The sequence below is a fragment of the Paraburkholderia sp. BL17N1 genome, assembly GCF_003634175.1.
GTDB lineage: Bacteria > Pseudomonadota > Gammaproteobacteria > Burkholderiales > Burkholderiaceae > Paraburkholderia.
Map to the genome: position 1 here is coordinate 1,395,512 of NZ_RBIW01000002.1, position 17,585 is coordinate 1,413,096.

At 62.3% G+C, this 17,585-nt stretch carries 20 protein-coding genes; 9 read left to right on the forward strand and 11 right to left on the reverse strand.

Going from position 1 to position 17,585, the window contains the following annotated elements; genetic code table 11:
- Position 1: 1 nt before the first annotated feature.
- The 4 genes from hpnD to B0G82_RS26240 form a co-directional block, all read right to left on the reverse strand.
- Complete coding sequence (hpnD, locus tag B0G82_RS26225) at positions 2-850, reverse strand: presqualene diphosphate synthase HpnD (protein ID WP_116146598.1); 849 nt, start codon at positions 848-850, stop codon at positions 2-4.
- Positions 851-1,127: 277 nt separating this feature from the next.
- Positions 1,128-2,066 (reverse strand): diguanylate cyclase, encoded by a 939-nt coding sequence (locus B0G82_RS26230; RefSeq protein WP_121309542.1) that lies wholly within the window; start codon positions 2,064-2,066, stop codon positions 1,128-1,130.
- Positions 2,063-2,686 carry a chemotaxis protein CheC gene (locus B0G82_RS26235; protein WP_121309543.1) on the reverse strand — a complete coding sequence of 208 codons (624 nt, stop codon included), beginning with the start codon at positions 2,684-2,686 and terminating at the stop codon, positions 2,063-2,065. The genes B0G82_RS26230 and B0G82_RS26235 overlap by 4 nt, the downstream gene beginning before the upstream one ends.
- On the reverse strand, positions 2,679-3,047 hold the full coding sequence (locus B0G82_RS26240) for a response regulator (protein WP_106281486.1): 369 nt from the start codon (positions 3,045-3,047) through the stop codon (positions 2,679-2,681). The genes B0G82_RS26235 and B0G82_RS26240 overlap by 8 nt, the downstream gene beginning before the upstream one ends.
- Before the next feature lie 207 nt (positions 3,048-3,254).
- On the opposite strand from B0G82_RS26240, the gene B0G82_RS39510 reads away from it, so the two are divergent.
- From B0G82_RS39510 to B0G82_RS26250, 3 genes are all read left to right on the forward strand, one after another.
- Positions 3,255-3,638, forward strand: coding sequence for a hypothetical protein (locus tag B0G82_RS39510; protein ID WP_147439574.1), 384 nt, complete (start codon positions 3,255-3,257; stop codon positions 3,636-3,638).
- Positions 3,639-3,758: 120 nt separating this feature from the next.
- Positions 3,759-6,050 (forward strand): hybrid sensor histidine kinase/response regulator, encoded by a 2,292-nt coding sequence (locus B0G82_RS26245; protein ID WP_121309544.1) that lies wholly within the window; start codon positions 3,759-3,761, stop codon positions 6,048-6,050.
- A 225-nt stretch (positions 6,051-6,275) separates the two neighbouring features.
- On the forward strand, positions 6,276-7,310 hold the full coding sequence (locus B0G82_RS26250; protein ID WP_121309545.1) for a hypothetical protein: 1,035 nt from the start codon (positions 6,276-6,278) through the stop codon (positions 7,308-7,310).
- 105 nt (positions 7,311-7,415) lie between these two features.
- Here B0G82_RS26250 and B0G82_RS26255 read toward each other — a convergent pair whose 3' ends face one another.
- Entirely contained in the window at positions 7,416-7,970 is a 555-nt protein-coding gene (locus B0G82_RS26255; protein WP_121309546.1) for an NADPH-dependent FMN reductase, read from the reverse strand.
- Between the two features lie 362 nt (positions 7,971-8,332).
- On the opposite strand from B0G82_RS26255, the gene B0G82_RS26260 reads away from it, so the two are divergent.
- Positions 8,333-8,539 carry a hypothetical protein gene (locus tag B0G82_RS26260; RefSeq protein WP_121309547.1) on the forward strand — a complete coding sequence of 69 codons (207 nt, stop codon included), beginning with the start codon at positions 8,333-8,335 and terminating at the stop codon, positions 8,537-8,539.
- 168 nt (positions 8,540-8,707) lie between these two features.
- On the opposite strand, the gene B0G82_RS26265 is transcribed toward B0G82_RS26260, so the two are convergent.
- The 3 genes from B0G82_RS26265 to B0G82_RS41120 form a co-directional block, all read right to left on the reverse strand.
- Positions 8,708-8,977 carry a DUF6723 family protein gene (locus B0G82_RS26265; protein ID WP_241974842.1) on the reverse strand — a complete coding sequence of 90 codons (270 nt, stop codon included), beginning with the start codon at positions 8,975-8,977 and terminating at the stop codon, positions 8,708-8,710.
- 11 nt (positions 8,978-8,988) lie between these two features.
- Positions 8,989-9,273, reverse strand: a complete 285-nt coding sequence (locus B0G82_RS26270) for a hypothetical protein (protein ID WP_106281496.1) — start codon at positions 9,271-9,273, stop codon at positions 8,989-8,991.
- 563 nt (positions 9,274-9,836) lie between these two features.
- A complete protein-coding gene (locus B0G82_RS41120; RefSeq protein ID WP_013341997.1) occupies positions 9,837-9,968 on the reverse strand; it encodes a hypothetical protein in 132 nt (43 codons plus the stop codon).
- A gap of 447 nt (positions 9,969-10,415) precedes the next feature.
- On the opposite strand from B0G82_RS41120, the gene B0G82_RS26275 reads away from it, so the two are divergent.
- Both B0G82_RS26275 and B0G82_RS26280 read left to right on the forward strand, forming a co-directional pair.
- A complete protein-coding gene (locus B0G82_RS26275; protein ID WP_106281498.1) occupies positions 10,416-11,024 on the forward strand; it encodes an RNA polymerase factor sigma-70 in 609 nt (202 codons plus the stop codon).
- The gene (locus B0G82_RS26280; protein ID WP_106281500.1) at positions 11,011-11,214 is read left to right on the forward strand and encodes a zf-HC2 domain-containing protein; all 204 of its coding nucleotides are present in this window, start codon (positions 11,011-11,013) and stop codon (positions 11,212-11,214) included. The genes B0G82_RS26275 and B0G82_RS26280 overlap by 14 nt, the downstream gene beginning before the upstream one ends.
- 73 nt (positions 11,215-11,287) lie before the next feature.
- On the opposite strand, the gene B0G82_RS26285 is transcribed toward B0G82_RS26280, so the two are convergent.
- Positions 11,288-11,578, reverse strand: a complete 291-nt coding sequence (locus B0G82_RS26285) for a DUF1272 domain-containing protein (RefSeq protein ID WP_121309548.1) — start codon at positions 11,576-11,578, stop codon at positions 11,288-11,290.
- Positions 11,579-11,712: 134 nt separating this feature from the next.
- Positions 11,713-13,089 carry a gluconate:H+ symporter gene (locus B0G82_RS26290; protein ID WP_116122776.1) on the reverse strand — a complete coding sequence of 459 codons (1,377 nt, stop codon included), beginning with the start codon at positions 13,087-13,089 and terminating at the stop codon, positions 11,713-11,715.
- Between the two features lie 226 nt (positions 13,090-13,315).
- On the opposite strand from B0G82_RS26290, the gene B0G82_RS26295 reads away from it, so the two are divergent.
- Complete coding sequence (locus B0G82_RS26295; protein ID WP_121309549.1) at positions 13,316-14,302, forward strand: sulfonate ABC transporter substrate-binding protein; 987 nt, start codon at positions 13,316-13,318, stop codon at positions 14,300-14,302.
- 48 nt (positions 14,303-14,350) lie between these two features.
- On the opposite strand, the gene arsC is transcribed toward B0G82_RS26295, so the two are convergent.
- Positions 14,351-14,710 (reverse strand): arsenate reductase (glutaredoxin), encoded by a 360-nt coding sequence (gene arsC, locus B0G82_RS26300; protein WP_121309550.1) that lies wholly within the window; start codon positions 14,708-14,710, stop codon positions 14,351-14,353.
- 1,120 nt (positions 14,711-15,830) lie between these two features.
- On the opposite strand from arsC, the gene parA reads away from it, so the two are divergent.
- On the forward strand, positions 15,831-16,493 hold the full coding sequence (parA, locus tag B0G82_RS26310) for a ParA family partition ATPase (RefSeq protein WP_012428795.1): 663 nt from the start codon (positions 15,831-15,833) through the stop codon (positions 16,491-16,493).
- Positions 16,494-16,518: 25 nt separating this feature from the next.
- On the forward strand, positions 16,519-17,577 hold the full coding sequence (locus tag B0G82_RS26315) for a ParB/RepB/Spo0J family partition protein (protein WP_121309552.1): 1,059 nt from the start codon (positions 16,519-16,521) through the stop codon (positions 17,575-17,577).
- Positions 17,578-17,585 lie beyond the last annotated feature (8 nt).

The following is a 17,585-nucleotide window of genomic DNA, read 5'->3' on the forward strand; positions in this document are numbered from 1 at the left end:
CTCAGAAGAGCGCGTAACGCGCCACGATCCACAGCATGCGGAGCTTCGGCTTGCTGACCTTCGTGCGCGGAATGTCGAAGCCGCGTTCCAGCGTCCGTTCGAGCAGCAGGCGATACACGCCCGACATGATGCGCGGCGCGCGCACATGGTTGCGCGGCTCGCGGTCCATGATCGCGTCGGAGGCGGCGAAGTGTTCCTTGGCCCGCTCGGCGAGCGTGGCGCACACGCGCGGCAGCGACGGGTCGTCGGCAATCTGCGTGGGATTCGTCACCGCGATGCCTTCGCGCGCCAGCAATTCGTGCGGCAGATAGCAGCGGTTGATGCCGGCGTCTTCGTCGATATCGCGCAGGATGTTGGTGAGCTGCAACGCGCGGCCCAGATGATGCGCGAGCAAACGGCCGGGCTCTTCCTGCATCCCGAATATCCTCACCGAAAGACGGCCCGCCGCGCTGGCGACACGGTCGCAATAGAGGTCGAGCGTCGCTTCATCGGGGGCGCAGATGTCTTCGGCGGCGTCCATCGCCATGCCGTCGATCATCGCGTGGAAATCTTCGCGCTGCAGGTGAAACGTGTGAATGTGCCGCGTGAGCGCGCGCAGCGAAGCGCGCGGCGCGCCGGCGTAGCACGCGTCGATATCGGCCCGCCAGCGCTCGAGCGCGGCGGCGCGTTCGGCGCGCGGCATGTCGCTGTCGGCGATATCGTCGACGGCGCGGCAGAAAGCGTAGACCTGATACATCGCATCGCGCTGCGCGGCCGGCAGGATGCGCATGGCGAGATAGAACGAGCTGCCGGATGTGGCGGCAGCGGCGTCGATTTCTGTATCGTCCACGACAAGATTGGAAACAGCCAAGACGATCTCCGCTGGAGGCGCCCGCTGAAAGGCGTTCAAGAAGTTTGATGGCCACCCGCAGGGCTGGCGGCACGCGCGCGCGGACACGCGCGAAACGCCCGGCTGGGAGGCCGGAAACGGCGAAAAGTATATCAACGTTTGTGAGATGCCGCAGTTTCGTCGGCGGATATGGGGCCCGAAGGAAGCCTGGAAGCGGTGGGGCGGTGCGTCAGGCAGCTTGCCGCAAGGCTCGAAACGCGCCTCATGCGAGGTGCAACGCCGCTGCCGTACGAGGTCGTCACACGAACGCGACCGAGCGGTTGCGACCTTGCCGCTTCGCGCTGTAGAGCGCGGCATCGGCTTCGTTGATGAGCACTTCGTACGACGACACGCCGACCCGCGCCGCCGCACCGCCGACGCTCGCCGTCACCGGAACGCTAGTGCCCTGCACTTCGACCGGCGTGTCGGCGATCGTGCAGCGGATCTTTTCAGCGACGCGCATCGCGTCGTCGAGCGGCGTGCACGGCAGCAGCAACGCGAATTCCTCGCCGCCGAAGCGCCCGAAGGTATCCTGCGCCCGCACCACTTCGGCAACGCGCTGCGCCATCACGCGCAACACCGTGTCGCCGACACCGTGGCCGAACTGGTCGTTGATTTTCTTGAAGTGGTCGAGATCGAACAGCAGCACCGACATATCGCCGCCGTAGCGCTGCCAGCGCGTGTATTCGTCGTGCAGGCGCGCTTCGAAGAAACGGCGGTTGGCGATGCCCGTGAGGCCGTCGCGATCGGCATATTCCTGCAGCTTCGCAACCGCTTCCTCGCGTTCGCGCTGCACGATGCTCACGTGCGTGACGTCGGAAATGGTCACGCACACGGCCACCACTTCGCGCTCACGCATGAGCGGCATGAAGGTGCAGTCCTGCTGCATGAAATCGACGCCGCCGGTAATCGGCCGGTCGTGATCGAACTTGAAAAGATACGGGCGCTGTTCCCACGAACTGAATGCAAAGCTGCCGAGTTGAAACACGCTTTCGATCTTGCGCGACAGCCACACGCGCGGCAGTTCCGGAAAATGCGTGAACAGCGACTTGCCGACTACCTGGTCTGGCGTCAGTCCGCTGTGATCCTGCATGAAGCGATTCCACATGAGCACGTTCATGTCGCGGTCCAACACGAAGATGCCGAAGCCGACACGTTCGACCACCAGATCGCTCAACGATTCCATAGGCACATTCATAGGCTCGACAGCAGCGCGTCGAGCGCGCTGTTCATGTGGCGAATCGATTCCTCGGCCATCAGCATGACGAGGTGCGCGCGGAAACTATGGTCTTCGAGCGCGAAATTCACTTCGACCAGCAAGGCCGCTTCCCACTGCAGCACGCCCGGCTGAAAGACTTCGTCGAGCGTCATGGCTTCGCCGAGCAGACCCGGCGCGGAGAAGACCGGCGTGCGGCCGAGCTGATCCAGAATGCACGACACGCAGGCGCCGGTCAGCACGTTGGCCACGTCGAACACGAGTTCGGTCTGGCTCACCGCCTCGTAAGCCGAGCGCGAATACGGATCGCTGACGAGTGCGCAAAGTTGCTCGACGCTGTCGCTGCGGCAGATCACCAGCGCCTCGCCCTTGATATCGGAGCGGAAACCCTGACGCACCGCGCTCACTGTGTCCTTGATCCCGGTCATCTCCCGCAGCGTCTGCGCCGCCTCGCTGACCGCCACCACCTTCACGCGCGGCACCGACAATTCGATGAACGCATCGAGGAGTCCCGCCAGACGCGTCGCGGCCTGGCCCATCGCCAGATTGGCGACCTCCTGCAGCGCGTCGCGCTGATCTTCGTTGAGGACTGGCTCAGCCATGCAACCCGTACTCCTTGAGGATGGGTAGTAGCGCCTCTGGCGTCACGGGCTTCGCGATGAACGCCGCGGCGCCGAGCGCGCGCACGCGCGACTGGGCCATCGGCTGAACATCGGCGGAAACGACAATGACGAAGGTGTTCAGATCCTCGTGTTGCAGCGCTTCCAGCACCTGATAGCCGGTCATGTCCGGCATGGTCAGGTCGAGGAACATCACCGACGCCTTGCCCTCGCGATACAGAGCGAGCGCCTCGCGCCCGTTCGACGCGTAGGACACGTCGACGTCCCAGCCCGGCGGCAACGCCTTGGTGAGCACTTTGCGGGCTAGCAATGAATCATCGGCGATCACAATAGGCAAAGGCATGGGCGGGTCGAAAAGCGGAATTAGCTCATTCGCGTTAACGGCGGATCGAGGCGGATTCTTTAGCGCGATGTCTGTCGGCCGGCGGCCAAGCGGGCTGTAGCTTGCTGAAACGCGGATTGCAGGCGAGCGGGGAGCGCCCGCGGCGCGGCGCGGCGGACGGAACCGGCGGGCACGCCTGAAAGCGTACGCGCACGGTGGACGACGGCGATGACCGGCATGTTCGAAGCCTACCCCGTAGATGAATCCGCGCGGCTTCGTGGATCGGGCTGGTCCCTTGCCGCGCATGTGATTCCGCGAACGCCTTCCGCCACGCGTGGTACGCGTGGTTTGGCTGGGTGCCCTCGCGGCAGATGCGTCCGAACATGGCGGACGCATTTTTATCATGGCGCTGATTTTCGAAGCAAAACGGCGGAAAGGCAACTCGCCAATTCCACTTTCATTAAAGAGATTTTCTCATTAAATTCTATTTATGAAAATATTTTGGTAGATTCAGAAGGAATTTCCAGTTTCCATGCCTTTGTGTACGTTTGCGCTTCTCGATTCGTCGCTGTTTTAAAGCAGACAAATAAGCGGCGGGTCGCCGGCGGCTGAAAGCGGCCGCGCGGCAGTCCGTTTGCCGCGGGTAGCTTCTACTGCCGCTCCGTGTCTATCCTTCTCGTATGATGCTGACTCCCGGCCTCTGCGTCCCGAACGACCTTCGCTTTAACGACAATGACACCAGACCGGTTCGAACCGCCGCCCGCGAGCCGCCTTGCCGCCAGCCGGCAGGACGAGGCGTTGTTCCCCGCCGTGCCGGAACAGAACTTCCATGTGCGGCGCATTACGCTGATCGCGCTGTTGATCGTGGCGATCGTCCTGCCGTGCGTGTATGTCGCGGCCATGGCTATTAGCGATTTGCGCACGCGCGATGCCGACGCCACCGACATGACGCTGCGCACCGTGCGAATCGCCGAAGAACACGCGCTGAAAGTGTTCGACATGAACGAGACGCTCGATGCGCGCATCGTCGATCTGACCGAGGGGCTCGACGACGACGGCATTCGAGCCCGCGAAGCCGCCATTCACGAGAAGCTGCGCGTCATGGGCGGCGGCTATCCGCAAGTGGCGGCCGTGTCGATCTTCGGGCGCGACGGCGCCTTGCTCGCCAGCAGCCGCTACCTGCCGTCGCCGGCCATCTCGGTTGGCGAGCGTGAGGATTTCGTCGGCATTCGCGACGGCAAGGACCTCGAGCACGTGTCGAAGGTCATGACGGGGCACGTGGCCGGCGAGCAGGTGTTCAACATGGGCGTCGAACGGCCCGGCGCCGACGGCTCGTTCGCCGGCGTGGTCTCGGTCGCGCTGCGACCGAGCTATTTCGACGCGTTCTACCGCGAACTGCTCGGCGGCACCGGCAGCAGCAACGGCACGCCGATGACCATGAGCCTCGTGCGCGCGGACGGTTCGATCCTCGCGCACTATCCGCGCACGCCGCGCGAGCCGACCGCCATGGCGCCGCACACGCCCTTCGCCGAAGCCCTCGCGCAGGGGCGACGGGCCGGCGTAGTGCGCATGCATTCGAATGTCGACGGCGAAGATCTGATCCTCGCGTTCCGCCACGTCGGTTCGTATCCCGTGTACGTGGTGTGCGGCTATCGCGCCTCGGCGATCTGGGCTGCGTGGTATCGGCACCTCGGCGTGCTGATCCTGTCGATGTTCTCGCCGTCCATCGCGTTGTGGTGCGTGATCTGGTTGTCGCTGCGCCGCCTCGGCGCCGAACAGGAAGCGTGGGAACGCTGGCAGGCCGAAGCGTCCATGCGACGTTCGATCGAATCCGCGTATCGCCAGTCGCGCAAGATGGAAGCGCTGGGCACGCTGGTCGGCAGCGTCGCGCACGACTTCAACAATCTGCTGATGATCCTGTCGGCCAATGTGCAGATCGCGCGGCGGCGCGGCATAACGGGTCTGGACCGCGAATTGTCGGCAATGGAGCGGGCGCTCAAGAGCGGTCAGTCGCTTACGCGGCAATTGCTCGGCGTGGCGCGCAAGCAGCCTCTACGCAACGAGACGCTGTCGCTCGAACGCTGGCTGCCGGCGTGCCGCGATCTGCTGCGCGCCTCGCTCGGCGCGAAGGTGTCGCTGGTGATCGATATCGGCGTCGAGATCTGGCCGATGCGCGTCGACGTCGCCGAACTGGAGCTCGCGCTCATCAACGTTGCGGTGAACGCGCGCGACGCCATGCCCAACGGCGGACGCTTCACCGTGCGCGCGACCAATATCCATTTCCGGCACGAAGACGGCTTTCCGCTGACGGGCGACTTCGTGCAACTGTCGCTCGAAGATACCGGCGCGGGCATGGCGCCCGAAGTGCTCGCCCGCGCCTTCGAACCGCTGTTCACGACCAAGCCGAAAGGCATGGGCACGGGCCTCGGCTTGCCGCAGGTTTTCGCGTTCTGCGAGCGCTCCGGCGGCCTTGCCGCGATCGACAGCGCAGTCGGCGCGGGCACGTCCGTGCGTCTCTATCTGCCGCGCGCCACGGCCGAGCCGGAGGTCGACGGACCGCCGGATTCTGGCGCCGAGGAGAACGGCGCGCCGCCGGGCTTGCGCATTCTGCTGGTCGAGGACAACGAGGAAGTGGCCGCCGGCACCGAAGCCCTGCTGCAGATGATGGGTCATCAGGTCACGTGCGTCTTCAACGCCGACACCGCGCTGCGCCTGTTCGACGACGCCCACGCGCGGCGAGCGCGCACCGGTGAACCGCTGCCGTTCGATCTGGTGCTCTCCGACATCCATATGCCCGGCACTCTGAACGGCATCGATCTGGCCGAGGCGGTGCTCGCATTCGACACCAAACTGCCGGTCATTCTGGTGACCGGCTACGCCGAAGAACTCGACCGGGCGCGCCATGTCGATTTGCGGGTGCTTTCCAAGCCTTTCGATATCGGTTTGCTGGAAGAACTCCTGCAAACGATCCAGCGCGATCTGACGCAAACGGGCGCCGACCCGGCGGCGCATCCGGCGCAGTAAGGCCGGCGCTGGCGAGCGAGGGACGAAGTCTTACATTTACCGGTGGTTGTAAAAGCGCGGCGCGCTTACGCCGCGCTTTCTTTGCCGACGCCGCGCGCGAGTAGGCGGCAGCGGGCGCGCAGGCCCGCCGCACGCGGCCCGGCATGATCTTTGCGGCGAAACAGGGCATGGAGGGCGGCGCGCCAATGCGTCGTCCGTTGTGCCTAAATACGTCGGGAGACAGCCATGCGACACACCGTGATTGGTTTATTCGACACCTACGCGCAAGCGGAAGCAGCGCGCGATTCGCTCGTCCAGACAGGTTTCGGCCGCGAAACGATCGAATTGCAGGCGAATCCGGAACCGTCGGTCGGCTCCGCCACTGACGAAGTTGCCGGTTCGGGCGTGCTGGCGAATATCGAGCGCTTCCTGTCGAGCCTGTTTGCAAGCGGTCCACGCTCAACGGAAACGGCACGCTACACCGAAGCCGTCCGCCGCGGCGCGGTGCTGGTGTGCGTCAACGCGGTGAGCGAAGCTCACGCGGACCTCGCTCGCGATACTTTGACGAGACTCGGCGCGACCGACATCGGCGAGCGCGCTCCCGATTGGGACGCGCCGGTCGACGAAACCGGACGCGAGCATTCTGTCCTTGATGAACTGGGCATCGGCGCGGCGACGCCGGGCACGCCGCGTACATCGAGCGTCCCGAAGCAAGCCGCGACCGCAGCCGCCGCGGACGCGGCGGCGACAGGACGGCCCGCCACGATGGCCGACCCGCGATACGCAGTGCCGCCCGGAAGCACCGACGCCGAGCCGTTCGTGCCGCCGCCGCTCAGCGAACGGCCTGTGACGGATCCGATCAACGAACCGGTGACGGATCCGCTGGTCGGCGACGCGGGTCGTAGCGCGATCGCCGCCGGGTCGATGCCGGGTTCGGGCGCGGTCATGCAGCCGTCCGAAGTCGTTTCCGAAGCGGGACAGCCGCACGCCGGCTTAGGTGCGCAGATGCCGAACGAGTATCTCGAGTACGAGGAAGATTTCCGCGCGCACTACGACGAACAGTACGCCGCCGAAAACGCGCGTTACGAAGACTATGTACCGGCGTACCGCTACGGCGCGGAGATCGGCAAGGACATGCGCTACCGCGACCAGCCGTGGGACGACGTCGAACCGGAAGCACGGCGCCATTGGGAAAGCACGTCGCCGGATAGCACCTGGGAGCGCTTCAAGCTAGCGGTGCGTCACGGCTGGGAGCGGGTGACGGGACATCATCACGTCTGAGCATGAAAGCGATCGCGGCGGCAGGCCGTACGGTTACGGCATGCCGCCGCCTTCAGCCGCGCGATCAGCTTGCTTCTCTCTCGCAACGTTGCCGTCCGGGCGCTTTTAAGCGGCGCCCCGATGTTTGACCCACGCAACGTAGCGATCCATGAAAGTCTGCAGAAACTTGCGCGTACCGTCGTTCAATATCTCGCCTTTTTCGTTGATAACCGCGGGGTCGTGCTTGATGAACACCTCGGGTTGCCCGAGTACCGCGACATCCAGATATGCCAGCACGTTGCGCAGATGTTGTTGCGCCAACGCCGTACCGGTCGCGCCGACCGATATGCCGATCACCGCGCCGGGTTTGCCGCCCCAGGAGTTGGTGCCCCACGGGCGGGAACCCCAATCCAGCGCATTTTTCAGCACGCCGGGCATGGAGCGGTTGTATTCGGGGGTGACGAACAGAAGGCCGTCGGCCGCTTCAATGCGCTGCTTCAAATGCTTGCCCGCTTCCGGGTAGTCGGCGTCGTAGTCTTGGCTGTAGAGGGGCAATGAACCGATATCGATGAATTCGAAGGTGAAGTCGGGCGGCGCCAGTGAAATCACGGCTTGCGCCAACTGCCGGTTGAACGACTCCCGCCGCAAGCTGCCGACGACGACTGCAATGTGATAAGCCATGATTCGCTTCCTTGTGTAAGGCGCTCGACGCGCAAAAGGGTACGAACTGTCCATCATAGGCAAAACCCAGGCGGGCGGGGACGGCGGCACCAAAATAGCAGCGCCAAGACTTTTGGGGCACGTACGACTGGAGGCGCGCTGTGGATAACTTTCTATCGCACAAAGTTATCCACAGATTCTCTGAATAACTTTGTGGATAACTGGTACTTTTGCCTTGTCAATCAAGCATGCTTTCGGCCTAAGACGTTTTGAGGCAAAAGGGTGTCTGCTACCGCCCTGTTTCGACAGAAATCGATGCGTCAGGCATAAATGACCGGTCGCGTGCGCCGCGTCAGCGCGCTTAATTGCTGGAGGATAAGGTCATGACTTCGAATTACGCAGGTAAATCCCACGATGAAGCAGTCGCCGCTCGTAAGAAGGAAAAGCAGCGGGCGCAGGAGCAGGCCGGGGGCGAGATGGCCGTCGACGGTACAGCGGCGGACGCCACGCATAGCAGCGGCGAGTTGTCCGAACGTGGCAAGGACGTGTGGCGCCGCAGCAGCGGCATGGATGGCGGCGGGAAGATTTAGTCGCCGGCAGCGCGGCGGGCTTGGCACGTTGCGCCGTTACGCTGCGCTTGCGTTTGGTGGCTTGCGGCGGCGGAGTGGCGACTTGCCCGGCCACTCACGTTGTGGCGTTGTGTCTTGCCGCTCTACCGCGGTTGCGTCACGAGATTGCCTCGTCCCGCTTACAGTAAGTCATTCCGGCACAGCAATGTCGCCATCTACCAACTGCCAGCCATAGGCTTCGGCGAACGACTGCGCCGCTGCGGCGTCTTCGAAAAAGGGCATGTCGGCGTGCCCCCGGAACGGGTAGATGACCCGTTCGTCGCTCAAGCGAATCACTTTCAGCGTCGGCAAGGTGCCGCTCGAAGTGCGGCGCGAGGACGCCATCACTTGATAGTTCGCGCGCCCCGTGAGGGCGGGAAGATTCGCGCTCTGCGAGCGCCTGGTAGCTTGGCTTGCCATTGGCGCGCGCATCAGAGTCCGGCGATCGACTGGCCGGCAACCATGCCGTCGATAACCTGCTCTGCGTAGCTGGTTGAAGCAATGCGCGCGTCGCCAGCCGCGCCGAACGGCGAACGACTCGGCACGCGAAACACGCGGCTGCTGGTCATTGTGTCGTCGGTGCCGCGCCGGCAGATTCGCACGGCGGCATCGAAGCCCGAATCGTAGTGGCGGATGCCGTCGAGACCGCTTGGCTGGTGCGGATAGACCAACGGATAGATCTCGAGACCTCGATAACTTCTGATTGTATTGCCCATGATGCTCGTCTCCGGTGAACGCTTTCGTGGAACGTGGTTCGGTTGCCGGGCGCATGCCCAACAAAACGCGGCGTACCAGCGAAACCTGGTGTTGATCGACGATGCGCGTAAAGAACGGCCGATTCAATAGGCCAGGTTGACGACACCGCGAAGCTGCTTTGGAGGAAGGGACCCTTTTCGGTTCAGGGCGCTGTGATGCGAGGCGTTTGCGTCAGAGACTGCGCGTAGGCGCAGGAGGACTGCAAGCTGTTGACCCACTGTAACACGTTAGTAGGGTCACCATTGAATGCATTTGCGTGCCGGGCGCGAGTGTTGCTTCGGAGTGCCGGGTATTGTTTTCCGCTCGTGAGATGTGCCGCGTCCCTGGACCCTGTCTTTCTGGATTTCTTCGGCTGATGGCAGTTGCCGGGTTGGTTGGAGCGCTTGCCTCACCGGGCGGGATACTTAGGCTAGCATCGAGTCGTGGCCTGGTTTTTCTGGCTCAAAAGCGAAAGGGCGCCATTGGCGCCCTTCTTCTTGACTTCGGAAGCTTCCTCGTCGACGGGTCCGCGCCCGCCAGCCGATCAGTTGCCGAAGAACACGTTGCAGTACGAGGCCGGGCCGTTGCATTGCGACGGAGCGGCAGCGTGAGCAGCGCCGGAAGCGGCGGCAAACAGGGCGACGGATGCGATCAGGGCGGAAAGAATGCGTTTCATGGTGCTGCTCCTCAGCGTTTGGTTCGCGATCTGGGGCGATCGATGGACTGAAGAATATCGACTGATCGGCGGCTGAAAAACAGCGAAGACAATAAGACTTTATTTCAATTCATGAAATAATTCGGCCGGTTGGCCTGTGCAGGTTCGAGCCTCTATCGACGGCGGGCATTCCTTGTACAGCCGTGCGCCGCTGGCACTGCTAGCGATGCGATTTCAATTTTCGCAATAATCTATTGTTGCTGTCATAACGGTACGCGTGGTGCGACTAACTGGGTCTGGTCATCGCTCAAGGTCGGGCTTATGTTCAATACCGATTCGATTGCGCACGCGCTCGCGGGAGAATGGCGCACACGCTCAGCCACAGTGCGAGGACAAACACCCGCTTATGTATCGCTACCATCCAACAAAAAACATGCGCGAGAAAGCGTTGCGCCGACGGGGTCGTCCATGGCGCAAGTAGGCGCGCCGGCGCTCGACGATCCCGTTTATCTGACGCAACTGCGACGCGATCTGGTGCGCTTCGCCCGTTTGCAACTGCGCGATGCCGCCGCCGCGGAAGACGCCGTCCAGGAAGCGCTCGCCGCGGCATGGACGCAAGCCGACCGATTCGCCGCGCAATCGGAACACAAGACCTGGGTGTTCGGCATCCTGCGGCACAAACTCGTCGACACCCTGCGCGCCCGGCGACGCACGATCAACCTGTCGGCGCTCGAGTCCGAGCTCGACGGTGAAGGCTTGCTCGATCGCGATTTGTTCAAAGACAACGGGCATTGGTCGCGCGAAAGCAAGCCGCGCCCGTGGCCGACGCCTGAAACCGTGCTGCGTCAGCAACAGTTCTGGACCTTGTTCGAGATGTGTCTGGAACGTTTGCCTGAGCACATCGGACGCGTGTTCATGATGCGCGAATTCCTCGATCTCGAGACCGAGGCGATTTGCGCTGAATTGCAGATGACCGCCAATCATTGCAGCGTGCTGATCTACCGCGCGCGGCTGCGCTTGCGCACTTGCCTGAGCGAAAAGGGCCTATCCAGCGAGGACGCAAATGGGGAAATGTAAGCACATCACGCGCTTGTTGTCCGACGCGCTCGACCGCTCCTTGACGACCGGCGAGTGGGTCGCGATCCGTCTGCATCTGCCGACCTGCAGTGGCTGCCGCAATTACCGAAAGCAGATCCGTCTGCTGCGCGTGGCGGCGCATACGGTCAGCGGAATCGCGGCGCCGGGTGCGGTGAATAACGACGATTGAAGCGCACGGCGAGTACGGCACGCGAGATGCGTCGTGCTTTGGTGTCACAGCGCGTGTGAGCGCGCCATCTGAGCTAGCGCTCGCCGGGCGGCGTGTCCCGATAACGCTCGAAGAAACGCGCGTGCGACGCTTCATCGATCGAAACGGGATGCGGGGTGGTACCGGCCGGATGTTTCTCAAGCTGCGCGCGCGTGCGAACCGGTCGATGCTGGAAATTACCGCCGCAATTCGGACAGATATTGCGCAGCGTAGTGAGCGCACACATTTCGCAGAAGGTGCACTCGTACGTGCAGATCATGGCATCGGACGCGTTCGGTGGCAGTGACTTGCCGCATCCTTCACAGGACGGTCTCAGTTCTAGCATGGTGGCTCCGCGTTTTCAGGGAGGCGCGCTGCGGGACCGCAGTTCGCTTGCCGGGCAGTGTAAGCGGCGCCGGCCGCCCGGAATGGACAGCCGCGCATCAATTCCTGCCATCGCCGCGACAGCCTCATGCGGCGTCAAGTCAGCACGGTCCACAACACCAGCGTGAGCGCGAGGCCGACGACGGACACGATCGTCTGCAACACCGACCAGACCAGCACGGTCTGTTTCAATTGCAGGCCGAAATACTCGCGGACCATCCAGAAGCCCGCATCGTTCACGTGGCAGAAGAACACCGAACCCGCGCCGATGGCGAGCGCCATCAGCGAATTGTGCGTCGTGCTCAGGCCGGCGACGACCGGCGCGACGATGCCGGCAGTTGTCGTCGTGGCGACCGTTGCCGAGCCCGTCGCCTGGCGCAGCGCGACGGCGATCAACCACGCCAGCAGAATCAGCGGCATGTGCGCGCCGACCGCGATCTTGCCGATGGTCGAGCTGATGCCGGCCACCACGAGCGCCTGCTTCAGACCGCCGCCGGCGCCGATGGTCAGCAGCAGCGCGGCGATCGGCGGCAAGCTCTTGCGCAGAATCCCGCCGACGCGCTCACGCGCCATGCCCCGCGACCATCCCAGCGCCACCACGGCGAACAGCACGGTGAGGCCGAGCGCGATCAGCGGCTCACCGAGAAAATTCAGCGTGTTGAAAAGGAACGTTTCGGGCTGGAGCAGCAGCTTGGCAACCGTGCGCCCTAGCATCAACACGACGGGCAACAGGATCGTGATGAGCGAGATCGCGAAACTCGGCGGCTCGCCGGTGTCTTGTTTGGCGCTGAAGAGCTTGCCCATTTCCTCCGGCTCGACGACGTGCATCCGTTTGGACAACCAGATGCCATACAGCGGGCCCGCGAGAATCACGGCGGGAATCGCAACGATCAGTCCGAGGCCAAGCGTCAGGCCGAGATCGGCATGCAGCGCGCTTACCGCGATCAGCGGGCCCGGATGCGGCGGCAGGAGTGCGTGCAGCGTGGTCATGCCGGCCAGCGCCGGAATCGCGATGCGCAGGATCGGCTGCTGCGAACGGCGCGCCATCACGAAGATGATCGGCACCATCATCACGAGGCCGACTTCGAAGAAGAGCGGCAAGCCGATGATCAGCGCGACGACGGCCATCATCCAAGGCAGCGTGCGTGGCGTGGAGTGTTTGAGAATGGTCGAGACGAGCCGGTCGGCCGCGCCGGATTCGGCCATGAGCGCACCGAGCATGGCGCCGAGCGCAATGATGATGCCGACGTCACCGAGCAGCGCACCGGCGCCTTTACTGAATGCACTGGCGACGGCCTCCAGCGGCAGGCCGGCTGCAAAACCCGCGGCGAACGTGCCGACCAGAATCGACAGGAACGGCGCGAGTTTCAACACACTGATGAAAACGATGATCAGTGCGAGTCCGAGCACGCACGACAGAATGAGCTGGGTGTCGTGGGATGACCACGGGGCGAGTGTTGTCGTCAGATGCACGGTGTTCCTTTTTGTCGAATGACGCAGCTGCGGCCGGGCGCGGATGACGAATTGTAGCGGCCGCTTCAGAATCGACGCAGTTAGGCAGGCAAAACACAGTCCGTCCTGCTTCGTTTTATCCGCGTGATTTGCTTATGCGAATTAATCGGTTCGTCCAGGCTTGCATACGAATTATCGTCGGAGCCAATCGGTCCGTTTTGCGCCCGTCTTTTTCATGAGCCTTCCTATGTCACGTCATCCGCTGTTCACGCGCCGCTCGTTCATTGCCGGCGCGGGCGCAACGTTCGCCGCCGCCACGCTGCCCGTCATCTCCACGTCCGTTTTTGCCGCCGAAGCGCACGCACAGGAATTTCGCATCGGTTATCAGAAAGCCGCCAATACGCTCGTATTACTGAAGGCGCACGGCACGCTCGAAAAACGGCTTGCGCCGCTCGGCATTACCGTCAAATGGACTGAGTTTCCTGCCGGACCGCAGTTGCTGGAAGGACTGAATGTCGGCGCCATCGACTTCGGCTATGTCGGCGAGGCGCCGCCCGTGTTCGCGCAGGCTGCCGGCGCGAATTTCGTCTACGTCGCCTATGAGGTCCCGACGCCGCATGCCGAAGGCATCCTCGTGCATCAGGATGCGTCGATCAAAACGCTGGCCGATCTGAAGGGCAAGAAAATCGCCTTCAACAAAGGTTCGGATGTTCACTGGTTTCTGGTCGCCGCGCTGCAGAAAGCCGGCGTGAAGTACAGCGAGATTCAACCGGTCTATCTGGCGCCGGCGGATGCGCGCGCCGCCTTCGAACGCGGGGCGATCGATGCATGGGCGATCTGGGATCCGTTTCTCGAAGCGGCGAAGCGTCAGTCGAACGCGCGCCTGCTGACGGACGCCGACGGCATTGTGAGCCATCACCAGTTCTTCCTGAGCGCGCGGTCGTTCGCGGAACGGAACGCCAATGTGCTCGCGATCACGATGGACGAAGTGGGCAAAGAAGGCGCTTGGGTGCGCGGGCATTACAGCGAGGCCGCCGCGCAGCTCGCGCCGATTCAGGGTCTGGACGCGGGCGTGATCGAAGCGGGTTTGCGGCACTATGCACACGTGTATAAACCCGTCGATGCGAACGTGCTTGCGGAACAGCAACGTATCGCCGATACCTTCAGCGAGTTGCGCATCATTCCGACGAAGATCGTGACCAGGGATGCGGCGTTGCCAGATAGCAAAGTGTAGTTTGCTAGCTTGGCACTCTGCTTCGATTTGAGCGCTGTGTCACGCCATTCAGGCGAATAACGCGGCAACGTTTTCCGGCGGGCGACCGATTACGGCTCGCCCGTTTCGCACGACGATCGGCCGTTGCAGAAGGATCGGATGTTTTGCCAAAGCTTCGTATAACTGAGTGTCGGTCAATGCCGTGTCGGAGAGCTGAAGTTCCTTGTATTCGGCTTCGCTATCGCGAAGCATTTCACGGACGGTGCAGCCTAGTTGAACGTTGAGTTGCTTGAGTTGTTTCGCTGTGAGTGGATGCTTCAGGTATTCGACGATTTCTGTGGCTTCGTTTGCGCTGTTGTAGGAGGTCGCGATTTGCTCGCAGGTGGCGCGCGATTTCGAGCAACGGGGGTTGTGGTAGATCGTGATCATGGGTTTGCGGGGTGGTTTGGAGGCACGTGTGCGCGGCGGCAGTTGGGTGGGATTTTAGCGGGTGCGGAGTTGGCTGATCGATGCGTTGCGGTGGAGGTTTTGTATTTGCCGGTTGCACGGTGCGCGGTTGATGCGGATTCGGGTGCGAGACGATTGCGTAATCGCGTGACGAGCGTGATGTCCACGCTGGGCTGAGTCTTCGCGTGGAGGAGGCGCTTCTTCTATTTGCTTCGTTTTTGGATTTGTCGTTCGGCTGCGAATGGTGCTGGGCGCGGCGGGCCACACTGGGTTCTGTCAATCACCCAGGGCGTGACGCAACTTGAGCAGTCCCGACAGGGTGCGACGCGAAGGCACGGACCCGCGAACAGCCCACCGGTTCGATTGATTGGTCAATAGGTTGGCAAAGCGGCGCCTGCGTGTTGTACGGCGCGCCGATCTCTCACACTTCCGTTTCGCAGTTTATGCGCATAAACCGTGCGACCGGCATTCTGCGATTACCCGTGTCTCAAGCGTCACGCTTTCCCGTCGGAGCACGCCCGTCTACGAACGTCGCCAGCGCTTGTGGGCTTGTCTGGCGCCAGATCTCCGGCAACTCGGCTTGGCTCGCTTCGACGCTTGCGAACCGCTTCGGTGCTCTGAGCTACCAGGCCGGCGCGCTGTTGGGCGAACAGATCGTCAAAGCAGGGTGCCGCGACGACTTTATGCGCATAAATCTTGAGGCCAATTCCGCCGGCCTATCGCGCATTCACCGCTGACGCATATCACATAACCGACTACGTCCGACCGTCAGACACAGCGATCCGGACACTGTCCACGTGCAAGTGGTTTGGCGCCGCGCGCACAAAACCGCTTGAGTCCGCCGAACGTTTGAGCGGCTGTCAATCCGCAGCCAATCGGATCACTGAAGCGCGCAACAAGCGCCGCGGGGCCGGTCGGCCAACACATCGCCCCTTAGTGGCCGTTGGCCACCCTCAGCTGCGGCAGAGCGCCGCGCGACTCCCTTCTTTATGCGCATAAACCTATCCCGAACGGCTAATCCTTCTCGCGTTTACACAAAAACGATTGATATACAAATTCATCCAGGTAAAATCCATCTGCGTCTAAAAAGAGGAGGTGAAGATTGGCAGCGGAAATCATCGCGGTAACACAGCAAAAGGGCGGGGTCGGGAAGAGCACAATCGCGATGCACCTCGGCGCTGCGTTTCATGAGAAAGGCAAACGCGTCCTCGTCGTAGACGCAGACGGTCAAAACACGCTGATCCACTGGGCCAGTGCATCATCCGACGGCGACACCGGTATCCCGTTTCCCGTCGTCAACCTGTCCGAAGCAGGCAGCCAGATTCATCGGGAGATCAAGAAGTTCGTGTCTGACTACGACATCATCGTCGTCGACTGCCCGCCTTCTATCACCGAGAAAGTCTCCGGCGTCGTCCTTCTCGCCGCGAGCGTCGCGGTGATTCCCACCTCGTCATCCCCCGCCGACTACTGGTCAAGCATCGGGTTGGTGAAGCTCGTCCAGCAGGCTCAGGTGATGAACGAAGATCTGCGTGCAGTCTTCCTCCTCAACAAGACTGAAGAAAAACGGATGCTGACGCGCGAACTGAAGCGCGCGTTGGAGGAGCTCGGCTTCCCGTTGCTCAAGACACAGATCCCAACACGAGAGGCCTACAAGCAGGCCATGGCGTTGGGCCAGACAGTGCTTCAGATGAATGATCGCGGCGCCAAACTGGCTGCCATCGAAGTACGGGCGTGCGCGAATGAGATCGCCGCCTTGCTCCCGTGAAATTTATGCGCATAAAGGACCCTGAATGAAACCCTCCCAATTCGCCAAAGGCTTTCAAGCACGTCCTGATTCAACCAGCAGCGAAAAGCGAACCGCCCTCGATCGACTGAATGCTATCGACGGCCTGGTCAAGAATGATCCGAAGAGTAGCGACGCGGTGAGACGCACCATCGCGCCCGTCATGCCGTCGCAGAGCGTTGCCGAAGTCGACGACGTTGACGCCGCCAATGAATCGGCGGCCTATCGCACGTGGCGCAACGAGCACGGCTACCGACCGGGCCAGGTGATCGATCTGCCGCTGAAGACGATCAAGCCGAGTCCGTTCAATCCGCGGCACTTCTACCTCAAGTCGTCGATTGCCGAACTCGCTGTCAATCTGGCGAAGCAGGGCCAGCAGCAGGCGATTCATGTCATCCCGGATTACGACAATCCCGGCACCTACTACGTCAGCGATGGCGGGCGACGGGTACGGGCGCTGAAAGAAGCGAACAAGGAAACGGTGAAGGCGATCGTCATCGATCTGCCGATCGGTATCCAGAGCTACAAGCTTGGCTACGACCTCAACGTCCAGCGCGATTCGCAGACGGTGTTCGACAACGCGGTTGTATGGAAGCGCTTTCTCGACGACCGGCATTTCCAGAGTCAGAAGGAACTTGCCGAACACCTCGGGCTAGACGAGTCCACCGTTGCAGTCGCCTTGTCGATCGCCAAATTGCCTGAGGTCGTCATGCACGAGATGGTCGCGCGACCGGACCGCTTTGGCTCGAACATGGCGTATCAGGTGGGTCGTTATCACACTGCGCGCGGCGCCGATGCAACGCTACGCCTGATCAACAAGATCCTCTCGGACGACCTGAGTACGCGGCAAGTCGCGGACATCGTCAAGGGAAGAGCGACCGCCCAGGAAAGCACCAAACCTGCGGGCCGTCAACGCTACGCTCAGCGTCTGGAAATCAAACTCGACGGCGTGTCTGTCGGCGATCTCAAATCGTATGGGGATGATCGAATCGAACTGCGCTTGAAGGGGCTCACGCGTGAAAAGCGTGATGACATCCTTCGCCAGATTGAGAAGATGTTGAAGTAGGAAAGACT

Bases quoted from the DNA above. Each gene is read 5' to 3' on its own strand.
- B0G82_RS26295 (WP_121309549.1), top strand. From the start codon at position 13,316: ATGTCACGTCATCCGCTGTTCACGCGCCGCTCGTTCATTGCCGGCGCG.
- B0G82_RS26270 (WP_106281496.1), bottom strand. From the start codon at position 9,273: ATGGGCAATACAATCAGAAGTTATCGAGGTCTCGAGATCTATCCGTTG.
- B0G82_RS26275 (WP_106281498.1), top strand. From the start codon at position 10,416: ATGGCGCAAGTAGGCGCGCCGGCGCTCGACGATCCCGTTTATCTGACG.
- B0G82_RS26285 (WP_121309548.1), bottom strand. From the start codon at position 11,578: ATGCTAGAACTGAGACCGTCCTGTGAAGGATGCGGCAAGTCACTGCCA.
- arsC (WP_121309550.1), bottom strand. From the start codon at position 14,710: ATGATCACGATCTACCACAACCCCCGTTGCTCGAAATCGCGCGCCACC.
- B0G82_RS26235 (WP_121309543.1), bottom strand. From the start codon at position 2,686: ATGGCTGAGCCAGTCCTCAACGAAGATCAGCGCGACGCGCTGCAGGAG.
- B0G82_RS26265 (WP_241974842.1), bottom strand. From the start codon at position 8,977: ATGGCAAGCCAAGCTACCAGGCGCTCGCAGAGCGCGAATCTTCCCGCC.
- B0G82_RS26230 (WP_121309542.1), bottom strand. From the start codon at position 2,066: ATGAATGTGCCTATGGAATCGTTGAGCGATCTGGTGGTCGAACGTGTC.
- B0G82_RS26255 (WP_121309546.1), bottom strand. From the start codon at position 7,970: ATGGCTTATCACATTGCAGTCGTCGTCGGCAGCTTGCGGCGGGAGTCG.
- B0G82_RS41120 (WP_013341997.1), bottom strand. From the start codon at position 9,968: ATGAAACGCATTCTTTCCGCCCTGATCGCATCCGTCGCCCTGTTTGCC.
- B0G82_RS26240 (WP_106281486.1), bottom strand. From the start codon at position 3,047: ATGCCTTTGCCTATTGTGATCGCCGATGATTCATTGCTAGCCCGCAAA.
- B0G82_RS26245 (WP_121309544.1), top strand. From the start codon at position 3,759: ATGACACCAGACCGGTTCGAACCGCCGCCCGCGAGCCGCCTTGCCGCC.
- B0G82_RS26250 (WP_121309545.1), top strand. From the start codon at position 6,276: ATGCGACACACCGTGATTGGTTTATTCGACACCTACGCGCAAGCGGAA.
- B0G82_RS39510 (WP_147439574.1), top strand. From the start codon at position 3,255: ATGACCGGCATGTTCGAAGCCTACCCCGTAGATGAATCCGCGCGGCTT.
- B0G82_RS26315 (WP_121309552.1), top strand. From the start codon at position 16,519: ATGAAACCCTCCCAATTCGCCAAAGGCTTTCAAGCACGTCCTGATTCA.
- B0G82_RS26260 (WP_121309547.1), top strand. From the start codon at position 8,333: ATGACTTCGAATTACGCAGGTAAATCCCACGATGAAGCAGTCGCCGCT.
- B0G82_RS26280 (WP_106281500.1), top strand. From the start codon at position 11,011: ATGGGGAAATGTAAGCACATCACGCGCTTGTTGTCCGACGCGCTCGAC.